The sequence below is a fragment of the Dehalococcoidia bacterium genome (genome assembly GCA_003597995.1).
GTDB lineage: Bacteria > Chloroflexota > Dehalococcoidia > Dehalococcoidales > UBA1222 > SURF-27.
Window position 1 is genome coordinate 1 of record QZJY01000019.1, and the last position, 20,616, is coordinate 20,616.

Genomic DNA, 20,616 nt, shown 5'->3' on the forward strand with positions numbered 1-20,616 from the left:
ATAGTCCTGCCGCCTTGCGGCGGCTTGTGATTATATACTATCGTTCCCGGTAAAAGTCAAGTCCCTTGTATTGTTTAATTTTGTTGTTTAATCCCCTTGACAATCTGGCCCTGGCGTATTATATATAATCCGTATGAAATTTTATAGCTCAATTTTCCTTCAATGCGCAAGGGGGAGATATGAGTTGCCCGGTTAAAGGCCGGGGAAGGCGGGCAATCAACTTTGCCCGCTTTTTATTTTATATCCCTTTCCCCTTGACAAATTATTATTATTGTTATATGATATATACAGGCAGTTTACTTTTCACTCCCACGCAGGGGTAACAATGAGCGCAAAAGTTAATCACAGTTCTGTAATCAAGGCGCTGGAACGGGTCGGCGCGGAAGTTGTTCTGAAATAATCACCCGCCGGGCAATCGTACCCGGATGAAATTTGCACGGTGCGCGAACTAATTTTGAAGGGGTAAACTATGTTTTTGATTATAGAACATTACCGCCAGAAATTCCAGTTTAACGGGCGCAATCCTATACCCTTAGACGGCTTTGATCTGCAATCACGTTGCTGTTTCAAGAATGCTGGCGGCTGGCCTTCGCTTGTGGCTTGGAAAAAGGTCGTCCGCGAAGTAAAAGGATTTCGGAAATTCAATGAGGATGGGCAAGCGGTTATCGATGAAAAAGAAATATTGGGCCTTGCTTTTTATCGCATTGCTTACATGAGCGACACGGCACTATAACCAATCCCCTGCCGCTGGGCGGCGAACCTTTTACCGCGAGGCTACAAAAGAAAGACAGGCTCATCAAAGACTTTCAACCAGCACTACAACTGGCCCTTGACTGAGGGCGAAAGGGGAAATAATGAAGCGTAACCGCAATACTTTGCTGGTGTGTGGCAACATCGATTGCCGCGCAACCTATGTTCTTAGTAACCGAGAGGCTGACCTTAGCGCGCCGATAGGTCAACCGTGCCAGGAATGCGGCGCTCAATTGTGGTTTTTGACAGATGACAATCCCGGCGAACCGGCGGGGTTTATTGAAGGGGCCGCCGTTCATCCCGACGATTACTACCGCATTATTTTCAAACAACACGAGGCTAACCGTGCGTATAATCCACGCTGTATTTGACTATGAGGCCGCGCCGGGCGTATTGGTTCGATTTGCCCGAAATATTACGCCCGAACAAGAACGGCAATATCCAAACGCCGAGCGTGATGCGGACGGACTGCGGTTAATAGGCACCTGGGAGAGCGGTATAATTGCGAACGCCAATGCCAACTTTTACAACGCCGCCGCCTTTAACCGGCGGACGCGGGGATGCGTTGACCATGTATCCAACTGACGGCCTCTTTGCAATCAACCTCATCACCGGCTGGCTTGTGGTTGTGGCCGTCTGGTGGATTGTGGACGTAAGCTCAATTAAACGCAGGGGTGGAAAATGAAGAAACACTGGACTATCGCCATGCTGAAAACATGGCCCGATGAAGATATTATACAAGGCGTGATTGCCGAAAGGATGTCGGAACTCAATCCCTATGCGCCACTCCACCAGAAATTGCAACAGATTTACAATCGGCTGGAAAGCGGTGAAAAACTAACGCGGGAGGCTGAAAATGAAAAAGTGTAAATGCGGCGGAGAACACTTTGACGGCACTTTAGACATTGAGCGCCGGGTCAGAGTAGATGGTAACGGCGGGATAGTGATGGAGTGGCCCGATTCCGATGAGCGCCACCTTGCACTTGATTATATTTTTGAGTGCATCCGCTGCGGTGCTATATATGCCAACTGGGAGGACATCCCCGATGCCGAATAACGCAGAACATACACTGCCGACAAATATTTGTTGCGCTCGTTGCTACGTTTGTCTGGACAAAAACCAGAAGGGGCCGTGCCCTGAATGCGGTCAAAGCGACAGACTTTATACCCCAAAAACGGAGGCGGGTTGGTTTGTGGTAGCCGCCCTTTACCATGCCCCACAAAAACGGAGTACTCCCGATGCCGAATAAGCCGCTCAAATCCTTTGCTGAATTACAAGCCATCCTCTATCCTGAAAAGGCCACAAGCCGGAAACAGAAGGAGGAGAGTTTGGCTTGGAAACAGCACGAAATAATTCAGCGCTTGTTACCGCCAGAACAAACCCTGATCGACTTAGGGGAAAGGGATGAAATTAATGTCAGCATCTAAACCGCTCAAGCGCAAGGATATTGTTCCCGGCCTGAAGATTAATCACCTGGGAACGACATACGAAGTAATCCGAGTCCGGTATCGCAAACACGCTACCGGCAGAACGCCGGAAACGGTCAAAGTAAAGAATCCTGAGACTGGTTTTATTGGCAAATACGATGTCAACCTACTGCTGAAACATAGCAAAAGAATGGAGGGGTAAGATGCACTATTGCATGTACCTAATCCGCGACCCGAAAGACTGGCGGTCAGTCGAGGACATTTTACGCCCTTACCAAGAGGGCGGCACTGGCGGCCCTTGCCTGCCTCTGCGAAAATTCGCACCGAACCAATGGAATTTTAAACTGGAAAAACTTCTCAAGGAACACTACGCCGAAGAAGCCGCCGAATTTCTGTCCGATAGCAAGAAAAACGGCCTCGATTCGGCGTGGGAAAAGCACCGTGGAATAATTCAAAATTGCTTGCGGGACTGGGCGGGCTGGATTATCGGTCTTGACGGGTTTGTTTACACGGTGGATAATCCTAACGGAAAATGGGATTGGTTCGTGGTCGGTGGCCGGTGGGCCGATTCGCTGCATTTAATTGACGAACAAGACGCAGACGGCAATCAGGCCACTACAAGCGAAGCTGTTATCGGAGAAGTGGACTGGATAAACACAGAGCGGCCCTTTGCGATTTGCTATCAAGGGCTGTGGTACGACCGCGATAAAACGCCACTGGAGTACACCGAAGTCTGGAAGCGGCTGCCAGAAGCACCAGCGGAATATGAGGTTTACGTTATTGATTATCATTCCTGAGAGCGGTAAACCGGACATCCCCGATGCCAATTAGCGCGGCCCGCCGTGCGGCATGTGATAGGCCATTAATGGTTGTAAAACTTCTTAACGTCAGGATTAAATGACAAGTCAATCGATCCCTCTAATCCCCATTCCCGATTTTTCACCACCAAGAGCCTCGATTCTGGAGGCTCTTTTCCTTTTTGAAAAGCCTTGTCCCGCAACTCTTGGCTCGGTCGCCACATAATAAGCACGTTATGAGCGAGATTGGTTATATGCCCTGTACCGCCAATGTCCACCTTTCCAGGCCGGTCGTCGTCCGAATAACCTTTGCGCGGGTGTGCCACTAAATGACCATGCGCGTTATTAGCTTTTACGAACGAGAGAAAATCGGAAACAAATTTCTTATGCTCGTTGTTTTCATCTTTAAGCGGAAACGATAAACGGCTCAAGCTATCTATAATAAAATGCTTAACCCCGTATCGGCGGGCCGCATAGGTAAAACAGTCCAGCACCCGCGCCGGTTCAATTTCCTCATGCGTGTTTATGATATACAAGTATGGCCCGAAATCGGCAAACGCCTTGTATATCTGCTCATCGTCCGGCAAATGCCGCTCCGTCCATTGCATCACGGCCCACCTGAGATATTGCTTCGGCGGCAATTCAAGGCTTGCCATGCAAACCGGAACGCCCTTTGCCAACAAGTCGAGCATCACCTGATTAAGTATCGTCGATTTGCCACTACCGTTCGTACCGCTCCATATCGTAAGTTCCTGATCCCGCCAGCCATGTAATAACTTATTAAGCCCGGCGAATGCTGTTTTCGTACCCTCGACCATAGCCGGATGATTAAACAGTTCTATCACCTCTTCGGTATAGTCAAGCGCACTGACAAGCAGGTCTGGCGGAACATCGGCGGCATTGCGGAAAGCATCGTGTACCGCGTTCACCGGCACGCCCTGAATCAAACACTCGTTCGCGTCTTTATGCGGTAGCGCAACTATCCGGCAGCGATAGCGGCCCAACCGTTGAATCAGTTCATCCCGCAAGGCTACTCCCGCCTTGTCATTATCCAGGCAAAGAATGATTTCTTGGAACCCCTGCAAAAACTCCCACTCGGTATCTATCCAACGCTTATCCCCTGTCCCGTTTGGAACACTGACGGACTCGATGCCGTACTGGTATAAAGCCATGCAATCAAACTCACCCTCGGTAATTATTAGTCGCTCGTTATTGCCCTTACAGTTGTCCCGATTATATAAAACAGGTTCGGCGCTCTTGGCGTTCCAGAATTTCTTTTCGCTCATGGCCCGGCTCTTGACGTTCACAAGTTGGCCGTCTTTGTAATACAACCAGCAAACGCTCCCACCCTTTTCCGATTGCCGCATACCAAAATGATCGATAGTTTCTTTGGTAAATCCCCGCTCTTTTTCCAGCCATTCCAACGCCCTGCCGTCCAGCATGGCCGTCGGCATGTCCGGCTTAACATAGACCTTCGGCGGCTCCTTAACGGGACGGTACATCATGTTGGCCGCATCTACCGGCAGCGGTGCGTCACCCAATTCCCTTTGAAGCTGGAGAAACGACCCCTTGCGCCCGCAATTGTTCAAGTGCATACAATTCCACGCCCCATCGGTCAGGCTGATAGCAAATTTCTTTTCCCGGTCGCCACAGAACGGACAATTCATCGTCGCCACTGGCCCGGTGGCCCGGTTGACTTCCCGCCAGTTGAATCCCTTTGAGTTAAGATAGTATCGTATGTCCATTATTTTGCATCCTCGCAGGACAGAATGAAATCTCTTTCGATTTCGAGTTGCTTGCGCTGCTTTAACGTCATCTTATCTTCGGCGCGTCGCTGAACACGAGCCATCCAGCCATTTAAAAACTTCTCAATAAGGACTTTCTGCTTATTTGGATTCGCCTCACACCATTCACGGGCGCGTTGCAACTCAAGTCTTACATCTATGCTGGGGAATAGCGTTTCAAACTTAAGGACGAGAGAATCGGGGACGGTGTAAATCGCACCACCCTTAACGGGAATCAGAAACACCAGTGAGGAGCTTTGCTCCGAACAAGTGTTTGTTTCTATTTCTTCTTTATGCATTCCATTCTTTAATTCTTGTTTTTCGCTCGGCATGGTTTCGGCATGGTTCCCGTTACCGGTTCGGTTATCGATTCGGTTATCGTAATTCTTAGGATTTTGATAAGTGTCGTAATTTAATACAGTTATAATAGCACCCCGTCCGGTTCTCGTTGTGGTTATCATTTCGGCTTTCGTAAGCCACTTCATTGCATTTTCGCAGTCGTGTTTTTTGTATGTTTGCTTGCGATACCCGACGTGCCAATGCAACCCCTCTCGAATATCATCAATTGTGCAATGCAATTGTCCGCGCTGGATTGTTTTGCCATAAATGTTCCGAGGGGCGTGGTTCGCATTGGCGATTAGCCAGTCCCAAACCTCCCGATAATGCGGTGGCTGGTGCGCTATTTCTGATTCCTGAATGCGGCGGGCCTTAATATAATAACCGCCAACTATCTTGTCAGGCATACGGAACCCCGCGCTCTATCTTAATGGCTATCGCAACAAGCTCTTTGGCAATGCGCCTGATTTCATCCCGCAGGGGATGACACTTTTCGCAAATAGTTTCCAGTGCGTGCGGCCAATCGTCATCCGAAGGATACTCCCACGGCATTCGGTTTTTCTCGTAATAATTGTGGTGGACAAATAGTGTTTCCGTGGTTGATCCGCAATTTTGACAGGTGAAGTCGTCGCGGATTAAGACTTCTGCCCTTCTTCTCTGCCACCTTGGGTCAAGCAGTAATTCACGATAGCTCGGCATCGAACATCCTTGTTCTCCCCCTTGTGGTGGACTATTTTGTTTTCGGCTTGCGAATATATGGTTTGTTCCAATAAGCCGAGCGACAGGCCGGGTTGGCGCACTGTACGGGAACGCCGGGCTGACGGGGATACCACTCATGCCCGCACTTCTGGCAGTGGCATCTGACGATTACATCTTGTTTTTCCATTGGTATTCCTCCTTGCAATTAATGTAGCACAAATAATCCAAAAGTCAATACCTTCTTTTCTTTTTCTTTCCCCATCTTTTCTCTTGACATTTGTTATTATTGTATTATATTAAAGCGTCGATACGATTTAATTCATCCACAAAGGGGGATGGCATGCAAGCGTCGTTTCACATTGGTTGGCCGGAAGCTATTTACTTAGCGAACCTTGTGGGGGAAGTTGTCCTTGTGTCGTACAGGCACGGGCAGCCCAAGGGGAATTATAACGCGCCAGAGCACATCATAACATGGTTGCTCATAACGGCGCTTCTTTACTGGGGTGGTTTCTTTAATTGACAAACTGACCGGGCGGCGTGGTGGGAACACGCAAGCGGAGATACCCGTTTAAGGCTCAAGCCGGTACATGGCTAAGACAGGTGCCATGCGCAGCGCCCGGACAAAGCCGGTTCAAATCCGGCCTCGGTCAAAACTTTGGAGCGGCGGCGTATAACTTACGGAGCATCGCGGGGTCGCGCCCCGTCCGCCGCTCCAACAATTGGCGAATTTTCAACTGATCGATCTTCACGCTGGATGGGGCGAAAGACCTATTGCAAGGCTTGTGCATCTTTATACCACCGTGAGTGGGTAGACAAAAACAGGGAGGAATACAATGCCAAAAGAAAAGCCTACTACTACCGCCGCAAAGCAAGCGGCAATCCCATTCCCCGGTGATTTGCGCGACTACTTCGCGGGACAGGCGCTTCCATCAGCCCTGGCGCACGAAATTCGTCACCACCAGCAGGCGGGGACGGAATTAGACCCTGGCGTTATCGCTGAGTGGGTTTACGGTATCGCCGATGCCCTTCTTGCCGAGCGCGAGAAAGAGAACTAACCAGCACAAGGGGGTTCCATGATCTACATGCAGAAGACGATTGATAATCAGCCGTCGTTATCGCTTGAAGACGTGGACGGCGGTGATGGCAAATCCTGCTGGCTTGACACTGAGCGGCCAACGCCGGAAGAAGTGCTGGAACGCTGGCATGAGCGCTGGCGGGCTATCTCTGGCCGGGAATATGGAACTTGTCTTGACAAGTGCGGCTTCCTGATCGTCAACCCAGGCTGCGGTAAACAGACAGAAAGCGAAGCCGCCAATGACCCACGTTTTATCGGCAGCGGCAACAGCAAGCGTGGCGGGCCGGAGCTTCCCGATGAATGGCCGTCATGGGGCGATCTTATCTGCGACCTGCTCGATATACTCGGCTGGAGCCAGCGCCAGCTTGCCCGTGACATGGGTTGCTACGACAGCGCCGTATCCAACTGGCTACAGAACAAATGCCCGCCGCCGGAACATCACAGGATTCAATTACTCCGGCTCATTAAAGAAAACAACACGATGGAAAGGAGCCTAACGGATTATGCAGATTGTGGCTGATATGTTTCATAACATGACCATAAGGGATATCGTGGATGGCGTTATCGTTCTGTTCTTTGCTTTCATTGTCATTGGGCTGGCTTACCTTCAACGGCAAGTCAAAAGGGGGAAGTGATGTACGGCCAAGTGGATATTCCTGAGTTGCAGTCTCTGCTGGAAAACGCCGGGATAACCGAAGTAAGATACCATCACGCCGTAGAGCCGCACCCATGCAGTCCGGTGACGGTCTGCGGCCTGTACGCCAACGGGCAGGAGGTCTCGAACGGGCTGGCGTACCTGCATCCGAGAGACCAGTTCTGCCGCAGGACGGGCAGGATAGTGTCGCCGCGCCGGGCCGTGGAAAGACTCGATCTCAAGGCAAGGAGGAGTGGAAAATGACCAACTGGAAACACCGCATCCAAATAAAGGACATTTATGGCTACCGAAATATGGGCGCGGGCGACACGTTTCTATCACAAGACGCCGCAGTTGTGGCCCGACCACGTGGAGGCATGATGAGTGAGCGCAACGACTTCAAAGAGCTTTTAAGCAGGTGCCGTCAAGTTGGCGACGACTTATTCCGCCTTGCCGCCGACATTAATGCCGCGCACCTTGCCAAAGAACGGCGTGAATTGCTATTGAACGAGATGGCGGGCTGTTTCAGCGAGGGAGAAACGCTTCCGTTTATAAGCGAGTTGGTCGAGTGGGAGTATTCGACAGAACTCGAAGACAAGGCCACCCTCGAAAGAGAGCGAGAAGAGATTTCGCGGCATTTCTTTGTAGACGAGGATGGGGTGCGGTGGGTATTAAAGCGGGTAGATGGAGACAATGAGGAGGATGAATGAAACTCACCAAGAAGCAGGCAGCGCGGTTCAATGAACTGCAAGCCTTGGGCTATGAGTCATGTGCCCTGCCGCCGGAAGAGGTTTTCTGTGATCCAAAGAACCTGTTGTGCCGCCGGAATTACGGCAACAACACTCAGTACGCCATTATAACCCGCACGGGTATCATCATCGCAAGAAAGACCGTGTGGCATGAAAAGGGGGAAGAATAATGCAGTGTCCTGAATGCGGTTACGATGGAGAGAAGTTGGAAGCGACACACGATGCATTGGTGGATCGGGTCGAAGCCCTTAAAGATCGGGTTAATTGGTTAGTAGATGCAATCGAAGAAGCGGAAAGTGCGCTGCGGTTTCCAGACAGAACCATAGAGAGGTGATGCAATGGGTTTCCAAGGAACGAGTCGTACCGAAATAACGGGATATGTCGCCAAGGACCCGGAGTTGCGCCACACGGCCAACAATACGGCGGTAGCTACGTTCAGCATACCCGTAACCCGCAAGTGGGGCGAACAGGAAAAGACCGAATGGTTCCGCTGCGTGGCATGGGGCAAGGTCGCCGACATTGTGTCTAAGTATGTCCACAAGGGGAGTCTGCTTCAGGTTGATGGCTACCAGCAGACGAAGGAATGGGAAGATAAGGAAGGCGTCAAGCGATACTCAACTGAGATTATTATCAATTACCCGACACTTCTGCCGGGCGGCGGTGGCAAGAAAAAGAAAGATGAAGTGGCTGGCGGCAAGGCCAGTGATGACGAGGATTTGCCCTTCTAAACAAATTGCCCGCGAGTGCGGGCTGATCGAGGAGGCGGCGTAGTATGGTCATTACAGAAATGCAGAGACGCGAATATGAACGAACGCATACCGTGGCGACAACGGATGTTCTTGTAACTTGTTCAGATGGCTTTGAGCGGCTGGTACGGTATGACATTATTGTCGGCGATCCGGACATCTTATACGGAGCAACGGAGTACGACAAGTAACCGCCGGGAGATTGGAGGATATGATGGACTTGAAACAGTTTGAAGGGGCAACGCCGGGGCCGTGGGAGCAAGATGACCCAAATTCTACACTCATTGCAGCGCGGTATCCAGATGGCCCCCATAAGGGGTGCTATAATTATATTTGTGAGTGTGATGCGGAGAGTTACATAAGCGAAATGTCGGGTGAGGAAATCGAAGCCAACGCCCGCCTTATCGCAGCCGCGCCGGAACTGCTGGCAAGAGTGACCGCCCTCGAAGCCGAAAACGCGGCGCTGAAAGCGGAACGCGATTTATGGCGACAGGAACACTCAGAACTCCTTGACGGCATTCACGATCCGCTAAAGGAGCGGGATCAACTCCGAACTGAGAACGCGGTGCTGCGGGACATGCTGCAACGGATCAGGGATAACGCCGAACAATGTCCTGAATGCCTGCGGTTAGGCGCGGAATGTAACCCCAGCTGTGAACTGGACGTACTCTTGGAGGGCAAATGAGGATCAAACAGGAAGATACGGGGAATTTAGTAGAGGTGGGCCGTCTGATTGGTGGCCTAATCGGGCTTTGTGTTGAAGAGTTGGGACGCGGTGAAGCCACAATCCTTTTGGACTCGAACGAAGTGGCAACACTGATTACCGCCTTACAAGCCTGCTTATCGGAGGGCAAATGAGACCACGCCGGAACTTCTCCCATATCACGCCGGGCTGGTATGAAAACAACGGGCGGCGGATATACATGCGCTCCGGCTGGGAACTGAAATACGCCGCCTATCTTGACCTGATGGTTAAAGCCGGGGAGATCAAGTCCTGGGAGTATGAGCCGACAACATATTGGTTCCCCGGTATCATGCGTGGCGTTTGCAGCTACAAGCCGGACTTCGAGGTTGTTTATCGCACCGGTAGGATAGAACTGCACGAGGTCAAGGGCTATCAGGATGCCAGAAACAAGACGGCGCTTAAACGCATGGCTAAGTATTACCCAAAAATCAAGGTTGTTCTACTGACAGGCGACCGGCTTAAGGGCTTGCTCAAATCGCTGTGATGGTATTCGTGTACCCGGAACGTGTCCATGCTATGGACATGAGCCGAGAACGTGTCGATTGGAGGGGAAATGAAGGTGGAATTGAGTCTTAACTATTCAGAAGAACACGATATGCCCGATGGTACGCACGCCAGTTCGTTGCTATCGGACTTTTTGGAGAGTGTTTATAACGGCATCGAAAGCGGGCGTATTGATAGAAACAACGTGAATGTTGATGTAGCGGAGGCCGACAATGAGCGCAGGTGAAATAGCAGTAGGCGACGTTGTGCAAATATCGCCGGACTGTCAAACCAATCCAATGTTCGGGGCGTGTATGCTGACCGTCACCGAGCTTAAGAGCTTTGGGGTCATGGGTTTTGTCCAGGCTCTCGGTGAAAATGGTGAGCGCGGCGGTCAAGCCTATATCCGGCTACGGCGAGATGAGTATGAGTATGTAGGCAAGGCGGCATGGACACCCCAAGACGAACCAGAGGCCGACAATGACTGACTGGAAGGTGATTGCCCAACTCAAGGACGAGAACGCCCGGAGAAACGACCAGTGCGAGAAGCTTGGTCAACGGATTATAGGGCTGACGGCGGAACGGGATGAGTACAAATCCACCGTGAAACGGGCGCAGATTGCGCTTGATCTGCTTTATGAAGCCTTGAATAAAGTATCTCCTAAAAGTGGGGGCCGGTGGTGGAACGGCGACAAGGTGGGTTGGTCGGAATATGGCCTCGTTTCACAGGCAATAGCGGTGATAAACTTGTGGCTTGGTACTCGGCCCCTTCTCGCCCGCTGCCTGGATGCATTGCGGCGGTTGGAGTGGCGAAGAGAAGGGGATATGCCGCCAGATTTTTGCCCCGTTTGTACTTGTATAAAAAAATATGGACATTGGACTGTTGTGGGTGAGGAACGTTCTCTTGCCGCCCTCATCCGCGACCTGGAGGCCGTACGCAACAAGGGAGAGGGGGAATAGATGTACCGTCTAACATTTGATCACCTTCACGGCGAAAGTTATTCCATTGACTTCGAGTGCAAGGCCGATGCAATGGCAATGCGGAAGCAAATCGCCAAAGAGGGATTAACGATTACCTCTGGCGTTTGTGGTGATCTATGGGAGGCCCGGCACAACCTGCTACGCGCCAATATTTCTGATCTAAGGGTGCGCCGTGTACCACCGAAAGCCGAGGCCCGCGATGGAAACTAAATTGGCGAAGGCGCTGGGGATGGTGGTAAATGCCGCTGGCTTTGTGTTAGATGCAAGGGGTGACTATGTGACATGGGCCGGTACGTTTATCAAACCTACCGACTACGAAAAGTTTTTTGACTCCGCCGATGGGCAGCGGGCGGTTGAAGACACGGCGCAAGCCTTGTGGTGTGCCGACAATCCGTTGCACATGTGGGATAGCGAAGGTAACCGTGAGACCAATGTAATCCGGTTGCTTGAACTTAAGAACGGGCACTGGAAAGTTGCATATCGGGCTGAGCGTGAGAACAAACATGCCGCTTGGCAAGCCGTTTTAATTTGGCTGTCGGAAAGGAAGGGGATATGAGCCACACCGTATTCTACCGGTGGTATTCTTCTATCGGTGGGATTGTTAAAACAATGCCCTGTCCTCGTTGCCAACGACCCTTTGAAATAACTTTAGCCAACTGGTTTGGTGGAAACTGTTGGTTCGGAGGGGGACAAAACTATCAGCGGGATAAAGATGTGTTTGTTTGCCCTAACTGCCACTTCCAAATAACAGGGTATAGCCAGAATTGGCAGCTTTGGCTGGACGAAAGGAAGGGGATATGAAGCGTGACAAGTTTCGCAAGTTCCTCTTGGACGATAGTATTCCGCTGACCCTTTTTATTTGGGCCGCGCTGCTGGTAGCGGGGCTTATTTGCGGACAGATAGTAGGGGAGTCAAGATGAACAACCGTGACATGGACGCAATCGCGTCCGTAATGATCGAGCAGGAAAACGAGAAGATGGACAGGCTGGAACGCCAGCGGGACGAACTGCTGGCCGCGCTGGGGTATGAAATACATGGTGGGGAGCATCCGGGGCGACGCAAATATATCTGCGTAGATGGAGAGGAATTGTTCTTTCCTGGGGACGTACAAGACTATCTCGACACCGCCGAGGGCCAGCGGGCGGTCGAGGATAGGCTTGAACAACTATGCGACGAACTTCATTGCGCGTTTACCTACAGTTATGAACAGCCAATGCAGAACAGTGAAGGGGATTATTACAAGCGGCACAGATTAAATGTTTCGGCGTTTGGCAAACTGGAAATCCTCTGTGCCGATAGCCGCCATGAGGCATGGCAAGTTGCCCTTATCTGGCTGGACGAAAGGAAGGGGATATGAATAAGGGGATTAAGGTTATTGAAGGATTTACCCTTATCACTCACAAAGTCGGGTGGGTTAAGGGAGTAGCTGGGGAGATACTGCCAGTTTTTTATGAATCAAAGTTTGTTGCTGATGAAGAACGGAGGATACTTCTGAAAAACAAGCACCTTCTGAACGTCAAAGAGGTAACGGATATGCTGGTTGTAAAGGCCGCCCTTCAAATCGATATAGAGGACTTATGAGCTGCGGGCGAAGTCCCGGAAAGTGAGGTTGAAGATGACCCACAAAATCTGCGGCGGAAAGGTGCATTGGGACTACGGCATTGGCTGTCGAATTGAAAGCCCGTATCCTTGCCCGTGTCCCGTCTGCGAAAAATGTGGCCCGGTGGCAGAAAGCGAGGTTGAAGATGAGCGGTAGAAGAAAGCAGCCGTATTGGCCGGAAGGGCTTAAAATTATTGGGCGTGATAGCCGTGACATGGATGCAATCAAGTCCGTAATGATCGAGCAGGAAAACGAGAAGATGGACAGGCTGGAGAGGGAGCTTGTCTCAGTCACAGCCCAGCGGGACGGACTGCTGGCCGCGCTGGAAAAGATAGAGCGGTATTATCCAGCGCTTGGAAGGGGGGACGCATGGCATGATGCCACAATCGCCGTGAGGGCGATTGCCCGCGCAGCAATCGACGGAGTTAAGAATGATCCAGGCAAATAAAACCTGGGGGATTTAATAACAACGATGCTGACCAAAGTTACATACTATTCCGGCTGGCTGCGGATTGAGGACGCTGCGGAATATGCCGGTGTCGGGGCGGGACAAGTCCGCGAATGGATGAAGGACGGCCTGCGCTATGTCCAGCGGCGGAAAACAATCGTAATCAAGCCGGAATGGATAGACCAGTTTTTGGGCCGGTACGAGGTCTGCGCTACGGATGTTGACAGATTGGTTGACGAGGTGTGCAATGCGGGTAAATAATACGCCCATGAAGTCCAACGGCCAACTCAACGGGAGGCGATTCATGGGAGTAAAAGTCAAGTTCCACAAGGGCGCGTGGTGGGTATTTATCAACTGGCGCGGTCACCGGAAGGCCAAGCGGATAGGTGCAAGCGAGGCTGCCGCCAATGATGCTGCCGGTAAAATATCGGCGCGGCTGGCCCTGGGGGAGTACAATTTCGACGAGCGGCAGGAAATGACGTTTGAAGATTATTCCGCCGACTGGCTTGAAAAATATATCAAACCCTTGCGCCGGGAAACTACTTACAAACGATACAAAACCGTGCTGAAAAAATATATCTGTCCCGAAATCGGCGCAATCGAAGTCGATAAACTCAGGCGCTCACAGATAAGGGACATGCTGCTGAGACACCATAAGGCCGGGAAATCAGTATCAACCCTGCTGCTGCTGCGGGATATAGTAAGCGGAGTGATGAACTGCGCGGTGGACGATGAGCTGGTCCCGGCCAATCCGACAAGGGAGATTATCAAGACCCTGGGTATTAAGCGGGACAGGTCAAGCGAGGTGCGGCCCTTCAACGGCGGCGAGGTTGATCTGATACTCGGAAAGTGCCTCGAAATCTACCCGGAATATTACCCGTTCATGCTTACGGCGTTCAGGGCGGGAATGCGGCTCGGTGAGATTCTGGCGCTACAATGGGATGATGTTGACTGGCGCGGCGGGCTGATCCTTGTCCAGCGCAGTTACCGGAACCAACGGATAACCAGGACAAAGACGGGCAAGGCCCGCCAGGTGGAAATGAGCGGTGAGCTGGCAGCCGAGTTGAAGCGGCTCCATGCCGAGAGAAAGGCTCAAGCCCTTGCTGCGGGTAGTAATGAGCCGGTCAAGTGGATGTTCCACAACGGCGGGCAACCGATAGCTCAGAACAGCGTCCGGTATATCTGGCGGCGGCTGCTGCGGGCCGCAGGGATTCACTATGAGAAGTTTCACGCGGTACGGCATACATACGCCAGTCTGCTGCTGTCCGCCGGGGTGAGTGTTTATTATGTCAGCCAGCAGATAGGGCATAGTGGTATCGAGATGACGATACGCTTTTATTCTCATTTTATCCCGTCAGAAAATCGACGGGGAGTGAACATTTTAGACGGGGAAATTAAACCCAAACCAGCGCCGGATAGGTGCGGCGTAGGAGGATAGGTAAAATGAAATGGGATGAAACAGTGGCCTTCAGTTGCCGCTATGGAAGTGAGGCGGCGACGGCATTCCCAAACGCGGAGATTATTTGGGAACATTCCGAAGCCGATTATCAGGGATTTGCAAATATTCTTGGCCGTCTGTCCGATGGTCGTTTTTTCCATTACGAGTGGACATACGGCTCCTGTTCGGGTTGTGATGAATGGGAATCGGCTGGTTATGGCGACGATGAGATTGTCAAGATGATGCAGGAGGCGGCGGTTTATTTTGATGATATTAATGTGTTAAGCCGCTATTTGCAGTTGGACGAAGCCACAACAAGAGACATGCACTACCCAACGGCAAATTCTCCTATGAATGGATCAGTCCCCGGAATGCTGCGCTTTCTCGGCGGTGGTATTGGGAATGACTTTAAGGACATGGGAGAGGCATTTGTGCAATGGCAAAAAGAAGCCCCTACCGTGGACACTGAATAGGAGGATAGGATGGACGGTTGGCAAAAGCTTAAGCGTGTCTGTGGTTATGCTGGCGTGGCCCTTGAGTATATTCCGGTAGACGATCAGCCTTATGAGGTCTATGTGATCTTTCCCGATAGTCGCCAGATGATAGCAAAGTCGCGGCACGAAGAAGATGCGCTCGAACAGGCTATCCATTGGTTTGACCCATTCGTGAAACAAAAAGAAGCCCCTGCCGCGTCCACGGCAGAGGCTTCCGGCGGAGTCGGATAAACGCAACCAGATGCAACCCAGGCGCAACCGGGGAAAATAGGAAAGCCGCAAACCTATGCGGCAAGCGGCTTTCCTGGATGTTGGTGCCGAAGCCGGGATTATGCACCATAAAAAAACCGGCCTCAAACCCGCATTCTGCCGTTGCCCGCGATCTTCCCGGTTGTCTTATCGCCCTATAAAACGCAACCCAGGCGCAACCAAAAACCACGTATCGAATTTTTGGTAGTCTAACGGCAATTTTTAGGCAATTCACAGTGGAGGAAAAGATGTACTGGATACACCTGATTCTTGGGGTTGTGTTAATTAATCTGTCTTGTATGGTGACGGGCCTGTATTTCGTGTTACCCACTGGCAGTCTCATATTTGTAACCACGCCACTGGCGTTTTTGTGGTGTGGAATAATGATCGCCCATAAGAACGAAGCCGGGCAACGCCAATAACCCGGACGGCCTGACGGCAATTCACAGTGGAGGGAAAGATAGGTGAATGAGGCTGAGATCACAAAGCTGGTACTTGCCCGGCACAAGTTAGACTTCTGCTTGCCGCAGTGCAAAACGGGAGTGGGCGGGCAGAAATATACCGAGCGGGATAGGGCTGCTTTTGAAAATGGGGTGCGCCGTCCAGGGGAAAGCACAAAGGATGCAATAATTGATGTTTGGGCCATACGGCGGGAATCTGATATGTTTATCAACCATATCGCCTATGAGATCAAATGCAGCCGGGCCGACCTATTCGGAGATAGGAAGTATCCGAGCTACTGGCCGTACTGTAATTCGTTTTATTTTGCCGTCCCAAACGGACTGGTGACGAGGGCTGAAATGGAACAGTTCGCGCCGCAATGTGGGTTTATCCAGGTTACGGGCAACGGCCAGCGGATGCAAATAGTGCGCCAGCCAGTACGCATGAACACCGCCGGAATTGAGCAATCTATTTATCATCACGTCCTGATGTGGCGAGTAACGCCGATTGCCCGGCTGTAGGCAATTTTTAGGCAATTCACAAGGGAGGGATGCAATTGTGATTGATAACATTAGTACACTCAGAGATGAGTTTGATGTTGCCTGCTGTGGCCGCTTGAGTGTTGGTGAAAGAAAGTACGGAGATAATGATTGGCTCCGCTGTTCTATGGGTGAATTGATGGGCTTAGTGGAAAACGATCTTGATAGCATTAAGAATAGCGTTTTGCCCAAAGGTCGTCAGGGGGAATTGTTAGTAGACATTGCTAACCGGATCATGATGATATGGGGGTTGACGCAAAACTTGGAGGAAAAAGATGCTTCTCATGGAGATACATTTTAGTGAAGCTTGCGATGGTTGTGGCAAGCTGGGGGCGGCGGTAGCAATACCCGCGCTTTCTGAGCGAGTTAATTATGAAGTGCTGTTTTGTTCGGAATGCCTGCTTGCCATGCGAGACTATTTAGTTAAAGAAGAATAGCCACGCCCCTAACCCGGACGGCTGGCAAATAACAAGGGAGGAAAATGTGGTTAAGATAGCAAATCCAGAATCTAAGGGGTTTATGCAGCAACCGTCCCTGGTGGAGATCGGGCATACTGGCTGCTATGTGGATATGGCTGAGAGCCTGTCCCATGTAGATGCAACGCCCGATCCTGGCTATCCCCTGCGGATACTGAGGGCGCACCTGCACAACTGCAAGGCTGGATTATGGACGGACAATACCGAGGGCAAGCCGCCGGAGAATCCACTGTGCATCGCTTTGAACGAAGTGAACGACAAGCGGATTGCCGTGCTTGAGCAAGCTATCAAGGCGCTGGAAGCCTCAACCCGGACGGCGCTGAAAGAACTGAGGGGAAAATGACACGCTGTCCTAATTGCGGTGGCGAACTCTCGCAGGGATTTTTGTGGGATGGAGCGGATAACCTTGTTTCTACTTCCCTATGGAGTTGCCGGAAGTGTGGCCGCGAGTTTAACGAAAACGAAGATGCATTCCCAATCGAAGGGCAGGATAAAAAATGAAACCACTCATACTTGCCCTGCTCCTGCTGCCGGTCGCGCTGGCGGGACAGGTGACACCGTCGCTGCCAGTTACGTTGTCGGGGCGGCCCATAGTTTTGCTGGAAAGCTACTATCCGACTTACGAGTTTTACCAGCGGTTCGAGCGATTGTCAGTTGATCCCGGTTTTAGGTCTTGTTTGATCCAAGACTACTCCGATGCCGTCAAGTATCAAGACTGGCACCACATGCGTCGGATTGCCCGGCTGCTAACCTGGATGAACCCCAAAAACACCATCAGGAGAGAGTATCCAATGGGTATAATCGAACAAGCCCGCAGAGATCACCGCATACAAATAGCGCAGGAGCACCGGGAATGGCAGGAACGAGAGCGCCAATGGGATAAGGATCATAAAGAGAGGGCCGACGCTTTCAAAAGTAATATTCTGCCTCATTTACGACCCGCAACGGTAAACGATTACCGGAAATGGATTGTCGGGTTTATCTCCAATGGCGGCACGGTCACGCATCATTACGATTACGATATGCCGGACGATGTTTACATTGCTTTGGATTCGTTTGAAATCACACCCCTTTATGGCGCTTCGTCAATCAATGTTATCGTTCCGGCAGGGATCGAAGTCAACGGCGACGCGGGACATAGTAATTTGTATTTCATGGATGGATTCAAGGCGCGGGGAAGCTGGATACCTGCATACAACAACGTACCGTGAGGGTGGCTACTAACCTGGACAGGAGAAAGGGGGAAATGATGCTTTTGGAGTCAATAAGTATAGGTGTTGGTATTGTCCTTATGGCGCTTGGAGTTAGCCTTGTAACGGAAAAGCGAAAGCCAGGGACGCTTACGTTTGGGGCAATTTTAGCGGTAACGCTTCTTGCCCTGCTTTTTTGCACGTCCGGCGTTTATGTGGTGATAGATGGGATTCGCGGTCTGATTGATAAGGGTCTGATATGACTCAATTCCCTTGGAACGAGCCACCGCATTCGCCGCCGGAAGAAGATGAATACTTTCTTACCTGTTCCCGTTGCGGAGGGGACGCCGAGGCCATAGCGGAGAAGCATGAAGACGAAGACGGCGCTATGCTTATCAAGATACCGCAGTTCATGTGTGACTTCTGCGGTGCAATCTTATGTTCCGAATGCAAGAAAACAAGCCGGTTTTGTTCCGAAGGATGTGAACGAGAGGGGGTGTGATGAACCACACTTACGGTGAGCGCCGCCTGCGCTGGCTGCCGGAAGTCGAGGTGCGCCAGATCATAGCAAGGTCGGCCAATCCTTTGCTGCTGGATACGGTGTTCTTCTACGGTCTACGACGGTCGGAAGTCGGCCTGATTAAACGCAGCGATGTCGAGCGGGACGGCATCTGGATTACGGCGCTCAAGAGACGCAAGCCGTTCAGGCAGTTCATGCCGTTGGTCGAGCCGCTGAAGTCAAAGTTGCTGAAGTACCTGATGAGCCACGGCCATGAGTACCTGTTCCCCGGTTATTCCGGCCACGGGGTCAGCGGGGAAATGGTAGCCAAGATATGGCGGGATGCCGCACCAAAGGGCGTGTCGGCTCATGTATTGAGGCACTCGCGGGCAATGGCCTTCAGCGAAAAGGGAATGCCCATAGAGGATTGTTCCTACTGGCTGAGGCACAGCAGTATCAAGTCAACCGAATGTTACTACAAAATCTCAGCCACGCGGGCGAAGAATATCGCTCTGGCAATGGCGTAGATTTCCCTTGCTCTTTCTTATTATTATTGTTATTATGTAACAGGCACTTAACCAATCACCAGAAGGGGGAAGAATGAAATCGTTCGATGAACTAACGGATCAAGAGGTCTACGATCTCACCGATGAGCAGTTGGAGTACCACAAGAAGATCGCCTGTGCTGAGGCCGGTGCGCCGATAGCCGTGCCGCCGTTGCCGGAAAGGCCCGTGGAGCCGGAACTCCATCCCGATGCCATGATGTATCGGGTCAATGTCGGGTGGAGCGATTCCCTGTGCTTCACTACGATGGAAGAGGCGGTAGTAGTCTGTACGGCAATCAATGCGGGCTGCCGTCTTAACACCCGCTCCTTCGGGTCTGGTAAAACGTATGTTGTGGAAAACCGCGAAGAGGTCAAGATCGAAAGCAAGCCCGTGTTTTCTGAGGCGTACTATAAGAAGATTAAGGATGAGGCGGAAGCTTACAGCCTCAAGAAGAAAGAGTACGATGAAGCCGATGAACTTCGCAAAAAGGCTATCAAGGCGCAGGATTCCGCCATCGGTTGGATCACGGAGCGCCTTGAAACCGCAAGGGAGAACGTAAGGGTGCGGATGGAGCAGGAGTCGGCCCTCGATGAATACATGAACCTCGCAGATGCCAATGTTGAAGTGGCCTACCGTTTCTTTGTCAAGGCATACGGCCAGCCCAGTGATGCGATCAAAGAGCACCTGAGAATAGTGTATGACTTTCAGGTGCCAGAACCTGAAGCCGCCGAGGCGGGCGAGGAGGCGGTATGAAGAAGGCTACGAAAATCAAGGGCTATAAGGGGTTTGATAAAAACCTGCAATGCCGGGGTTTCCAGTATGAAATCGGCAAAGAGTATAAATGTGACTCGGTGTCGATTTGCGAACGAGGATTCCATTTTTGTGAGCACCCGCTTGATGTTTTCGGTTACTACGATCCCACAACGAGCCGCTTTGCCGAAGTTGAGGGCGGTGGCAAAACCGAACGCCTTGACAGCGACTCCAAAATTGCCTGCACGGAGATTGCGATAAAAGGCGAAATTGGCCTATCCGCTATTGTACAAGCCGCTATCGACTTCACTTTTTTGCGCTGCAAAAAAACGGTAAAAGGTGGACATTCTACCGGGTACAGGGGCGCGGCGAGTGCTACCGGGGACAGTGGCGCGGCGAGTGCTACCGGGAACAGGGGCGCGGCGAGTGCTACCGGGGACAGGGGCGCGGCGAGCGCTACCGGGGACAGTGGCGCGGCGAGTGCTACCGGGGACAGGGGCGCGGCGAGTGCTACCGGGGACAGTGGCGCGGCGAGTGCTACCGGGAACAGTGGCGCGGCGAGTGCTACCGGGGACAGTGGCGCGGCGAGTGCTACCGGGTACAGGGGCGCGGCGAGTGCTACCGGGGACAGTGGCGCGGCGAGTGCTACCGGGGACAGGGGCGCGGCGAGTGCTACCGGGTACAGGGGCGCGGCGAGTGCTACCGGGGACAGTGGCGCGGCGAGTGCTACCGGGGACAG

The 20,616-nt window shown here is 51.8% G+C and carries 36 protein-coding genes and 1 pseudogene; 34 read left to right on the plus strand and 3 right to left on the minus strand.

Annotated features, from left to right (window positions below; genetic code table 11):
- Nucleotides 1–469 precede the first annotated feature (469 nt).
- The 7 genes from C4542_02870 (at nucleotide 470) to C4542_02900 (ending at nucleotide 2,975) form a co-directional block, all read left to right on the plus strand.
- On the plus strand, nucleotides 470–733 hold the full coding sequence (locus tag C4542_02870) for a hypothetical protein (GenBank protein ID RJO62604.1): 264 nt from the start codon (nucleotides 470–472) through the stop codon (nucleotides 731–733).
- Nucleotides 734–999: 266 nt separating this feature from the next.
- Nucleotides 1,000–1,335 (plus strand): hypothetical protein, encoded by a 336-nt coding sequence (locus tag C4542_02875; protein RJO62605.1) that lies wholly within the window; start codon nucleotides 1,000–1,002, stop codon nucleotides 1,333–1,335.
- 96 nt (nucleotides 1,336–1,431) lie between these two features.
- The gene (locus tag C4542_02880; GenBank protein ID RJO62606.1) at nucleotides 1,432–1,620 is read left to right on the plus strand and encodes a hypothetical protein; all 189 of its coding nucleotides are present in this window, start codon (nucleotides 1,432–1,434) and stop codon (nucleotides 1,618–1,620) included.
- Nucleotides 1,607–1,807, plus strand: a complete 201-nt coding sequence (locus C4542_02885; GenBank protein ID RJO62607.1) for a hypothetical protein — start codon at nucleotides 1,607–1,609, stop codon at nucleotides 1,805–1,807. Before C4542_02880 ends, C4542_02885 begins: the two co-directional genes overlap by 14 nt.
- 155 nt (nucleotides 1,808–1,962) lie before the next feature.
- Nucleotides 1,963–2,178, plus strand: coding sequence for a hypothetical protein (locus C4542_02890; protein RJO62608.1), 216 nt, complete (start codon nucleotides 1,963–1,965; stop codon nucleotides 2,176–2,178).
- A complete protein-coding gene (locus tag C4542_02895) occupies nucleotides 2,165–2,380 on the plus strand; it encodes a hypothetical protein (protein RJO62609.1) in 216 nt (71 codons plus the stop codon). The genes C4542_02890 and C4542_02895 overlap by 14 nt, the downstream gene beginning before the upstream one ends.
- A 1-nt stretch (nucleotide 2,381) precedes the next feature.
- Entirely contained in the window at nucleotides 2,382–2,975 is a 594-nt protein-coding gene (locus C4542_02900) for a hypothetical protein (protein RJO62610.1), read from the plus strand.
- A gap of 65 nt (nucleotides 2,976–3,040) precedes the next feature.
- On the opposite strand, the gene C4542_02905 is transcribed toward C4542_02900, so the two are convergent.
- From C4542_02905 to C4542_02915, 3 genes and pseudogenes are all read right to left on the minus strand, one after another.
- The gene (locus tag C4542_02905; GenBank protein ID RJO62611.1) at nucleotides 3,041–4,720 is read right to left on the minus strand and encodes a toprim domain-containing protein; all 1,680 of its coding nucleotides are present in this window, start codon (nucleotides 4,718–4,720) and stop codon (nucleotides 3,041–3,043) included.
- A complete protein-coding gene (locus C4542_02910) occupies nucleotides 4,720–5,502 on the minus strand; it encodes a hypothetical protein (protein ID RJO62612.1) in 783 nt (260 codons plus the stop codon). Before C4542_02910 ends, C4542_02905 begins: the two co-directional genes overlap by 1 nt.
- 76 nt (nucleotides 5,503–5,578) lie before the next feature.
- A pseudogene (locus C4542_02915) lies at nucleotides 5,579–5,794 on the minus strand (HNH endonuclease).
- A 340-nt stretch (nucleotides 5,795–6,134) separates the two neighbouring features.
- Between C4542_02915 and C4542_02920 the strand changes: the two are divergent.
- The 27 genes from C4542_02920 to C4542_03050 form a co-directional block, all read left to right on the plus strand.
- On the plus strand, nucleotides 6,135–6,314 hold the full coding sequence (locus tag C4542_02920) for a hypothetical protein (GenBank protein RJO62613.1): 180 nt from the start codon (nucleotides 6,135–6,137) through the stop codon (nucleotides 6,312–6,314).
- Nucleotides 6,315–6,627: 313 nt separating this feature from the next.
- Nucleotides 6,628–6,849 (plus strand): hypothetical protein, encoded by a 222-nt coding sequence (locus C4542_02925; protein RJO62614.1) that lies wholly within the window; start codon nucleotides 6,628–6,630, stop codon nucleotides 6,847–6,849.
- An 18-nt stretch (nucleotides 6,850–6,867) separates the two neighbouring features.
- Nucleotides 6,868–7,389: a hypothetical protein gene (locus C4542_02930; protein ID RJO62615.1), complete on the plus strand. Its 522-nt coding sequence runs from the start codon at nucleotides 6,868–6,870 to the stop codon at nucleotides 7,387–7,389.
- A gap of 114 nt (nucleotides 7,390–7,503) precedes the next feature.
- Nucleotides 7,504–7,767: a hypothetical protein gene (locus C4542_02935; protein RJO62616.1), complete on the plus strand. Its 264-nt coding sequence runs from the start codon at nucleotides 7,504–7,506 to the stop codon at nucleotides 7,765–7,767.
- Nucleotides 7,764–8,213 (plus strand): hypothetical protein, encoded by a 450-nt coding sequence (locus C4542_02940; GenBank protein RJO62617.1) that lies wholly within the window; start codon nucleotides 7,764–7,766, stop codon nucleotides 8,211–8,213. The genes C4542_02935 and C4542_02940 overlap by 4 nt, the downstream gene beginning before the upstream one ends.
- The gene (locus tag C4542_02945; GenBank protein ID RJO62618.1) at nucleotides 8,210–8,422 is read left to right on the plus strand and encodes a hypothetical protein; all 213 of its coding nucleotides are present in this window, start codon (nucleotides 8,210–8,212) and stop codon (nucleotides 8,420–8,422) included. The genes C4542_02940 and C4542_02945 overlap by 4 nt, the downstream gene beginning before the upstream one ends.
- Before the next feature lie 168 nt (nucleotides 8,423–8,590).
- Nucleotides 8,591–8,980 carry a single-stranded DNA-binding protein gene (locus tag C4542_02950; GenBank protein ID RJO62619.1) on the plus strand — a complete coding sequence of 130 codons (390 nt, stop codon included), beginning with the start codon at nucleotides 8,591–8,593 and terminating at the stop codon, nucleotides 8,978–8,980.
- Nucleotides 8,981–9,212: 232 nt separating this feature from the next.
- Nucleotides 9,213–9,683: a hypothetical protein gene (locus C4542_02955; protein RJO62620.1), complete on the plus strand. Its 471-nt coding sequence runs from the start codon at nucleotides 9,213–9,215 to the stop codon at nucleotides 9,681–9,683.
- 169 nt (nucleotides 9,684–9,852) lie between these two features.
- Nucleotides 9,853–10,227: a hypothetical protein gene (locus C4542_02960; GenBank protein RJO62621.1), complete on the plus strand. Its 375-nt coding sequence runs from the start codon at nucleotides 9,853–9,855 to the stop codon at nucleotides 10,225–10,227.
- A 232-nt stretch (nucleotides 10,228–10,459) separates the two neighbouring features.
- The gene (locus tag C4542_02965) at nucleotides 10,460–10,714 is read left to right on the plus strand and encodes a hypothetical protein (protein RJO62622.1); all 255 of its coding nucleotides are present in this window, start codon (nucleotides 10,460–10,462) and stop codon (nucleotides 10,712–10,714) included.
- Nucleotides 10,707–11,186: a hypothetical protein gene (locus C4542_02970; protein ID RJO62623.1), complete on the plus strand. Its 480-nt coding sequence runs from the start codon at nucleotides 10,707–10,709 to the stop codon at nucleotides 11,184–11,186. The genes C4542_02965 and C4542_02970 overlap by 8 nt, the downstream gene beginning before the upstream one ends.
- Nucleotides 11,187–11,417: a hypothetical protein gene (locus tag C4542_02975; GenBank protein RJO62624.1), complete on the plus strand. Its 231-nt coding sequence runs from the start codon at nucleotides 11,187–11,189 to the stop codon at nucleotides 11,415–11,417.
- 1 nt (nucleotide 11,418) lies between these two features.
- Nucleotides 11,419–11,763, plus strand: a complete 345-nt coding sequence (locus C4542_02980) for a hypothetical protein (protein RJO62625.1) — start codon at nucleotides 11,419–11,421, stop codon at nucleotides 11,761–11,763.
- A 360-nt stretch (nucleotides 11,764–12,123) separates the two neighbouring features.
- Nucleotides 12,124–12,564: a hypothetical protein gene (locus C4542_02985; protein ID RJO62626.1), complete on the plus strand. Its 441-nt coding sequence runs from the start codon at nucleotides 12,124–12,126 to the stop codon at nucleotides 12,562–12,564.
- A complete protein-coding gene (locus C4542_02990) occupies nucleotides 12,561–12,788 on the plus strand; it encodes a hypothetical protein (GenBank protein ID RJO62627.1) in 228 nt (75 codons plus the stop codon). Before C4542_02985 ends, C4542_02990 begins: the two co-directional genes overlap by 4 nt.
- An 80-nt stretch (nucleotides 12,789–12,868) precedes the next feature.
- Complete coding sequence (locus tag C4542_02995; protein RJO62628.1) at nucleotides 12,869–13,255, plus strand: hypothetical protein; 387 nt, start codon at nucleotides 12,869–12,871, stop codon at nucleotides 13,253–13,255.
- Nucleotides 13,256–13,472: 217 nt separating this feature from the next.
- Entirely contained in the window at nucleotides 13,473–14,693 is a 1,221-nt protein-coding gene (locus C4542_03000) for a site-specific integrase (protein ID RJO62629.1), read from the plus strand.
- Between the two features lie 5 nt (nucleotides 14,694–14,698).
- On the plus strand, nucleotides 14,699–15,166 hold the full coding sequence (locus C4542_03005) for a hypothetical protein (protein ID RJO62630.1): 468 nt from the start codon (nucleotides 14,699–14,701) through the stop codon (nucleotides 15,164–15,166).
- Between the two features lie 9 nt (nucleotides 15,167–15,175).
- Nucleotides 15,176–15,418: a hypothetical protein gene (locus C4542_03010; protein ID RJO62631.1), complete on the plus strand. Its 243-nt coding sequence runs from the start codon at nucleotides 15,176–15,178 to the stop codon at nucleotides 15,416–15,418.
- Nucleotides 15,419–16,098: 680 nt separating this feature from the next.
- Nucleotides 16,099–16,398 (plus strand): DNA repair protein MmcB-related protein, encoded by a 300-nt coding sequence (locus C4542_03015; GenBank protein ID RJO62639.1) that lies wholly within the window; start codon nucleotides 16,099–16,101, stop codon nucleotides 16,396–16,398.
- Between the two features lie 537 nt (nucleotides 16,399–16,935).
- The gene (locus C4542_03020; GenBank protein ID RJO62632.1) at nucleotides 16,936–17,235 is read left to right on the plus strand and encodes a hypothetical protein; all 300 of its coding nucleotides are present in this window, start codon (nucleotides 16,936–16,938) and stop codon (nucleotides 17,233–17,235) included.
- A gap of 154 nt (nucleotides 17,236–17,389) precedes the next feature.
- Nucleotides 17,390–18,103, plus strand: a complete 714-nt coding sequence (locus C4542_03025) for a hypothetical protein (protein RJO62633.1) — start codon at nucleotides 17,390–17,392, stop codon at nucleotides 18,101–18,103.
- Between the two features lie 35 nt (nucleotides 18,104–18,138).
- Nucleotides 18,139–18,345 carry a hypothetical protein gene (locus tag C4542_03030; protein ID RJO62634.1) on the plus strand — a complete coding sequence of 69 codons (207 nt, stop codon included), beginning with the start codon at nucleotides 18,139–18,141 and terminating at the stop codon, nucleotides 18,343–18,345.
- Nucleotides 18,342–18,584, plus strand: coding sequence for a hypothetical protein (locus C4542_03035; protein ID RJO62635.1), 243 nt, complete (start codon nucleotides 18,342–18,344; stop codon nucleotides 18,582–18,584). The genes C4542_03030 and C4542_03035 overlap by 4 nt, the downstream gene beginning before the upstream one ends.
- The gene (locus tag C4542_03040) at nucleotides 18,584–19,108 is read left to right on the plus strand and encodes a site-specific integrase (GenBank protein RJO62636.1); all 525 of its coding nucleotides are present in this window, start codon (nucleotides 18,584–18,586) and stop codon (nucleotides 19,106–19,108) included. The genes C4542_03035 and C4542_03040 overlap by 1 nt, the downstream gene beginning before the upstream one ends.
- Before the next feature lie 73 nt (nucleotides 19,109–19,181).
- The gene (locus tag C4542_03045) at nucleotides 19,182–19,880 is read left to right on the plus strand and encodes a hypothetical protein (protein RJO62637.1); all 699 of its coding nucleotides are present in this window, start codon (nucleotides 19,182–19,184) and stop codon (nucleotides 19,878–19,880) included.
- The coding region (locus tag C4542_03050; protein ID RJO62638.1) for a hypothetical protein at nucleotides 19,877–20,616 on the plus strand (740 nt) is incomplete at its 3' end. The genes C4542_03045 and C4542_03050, both read left to right, overlap by 4 nt.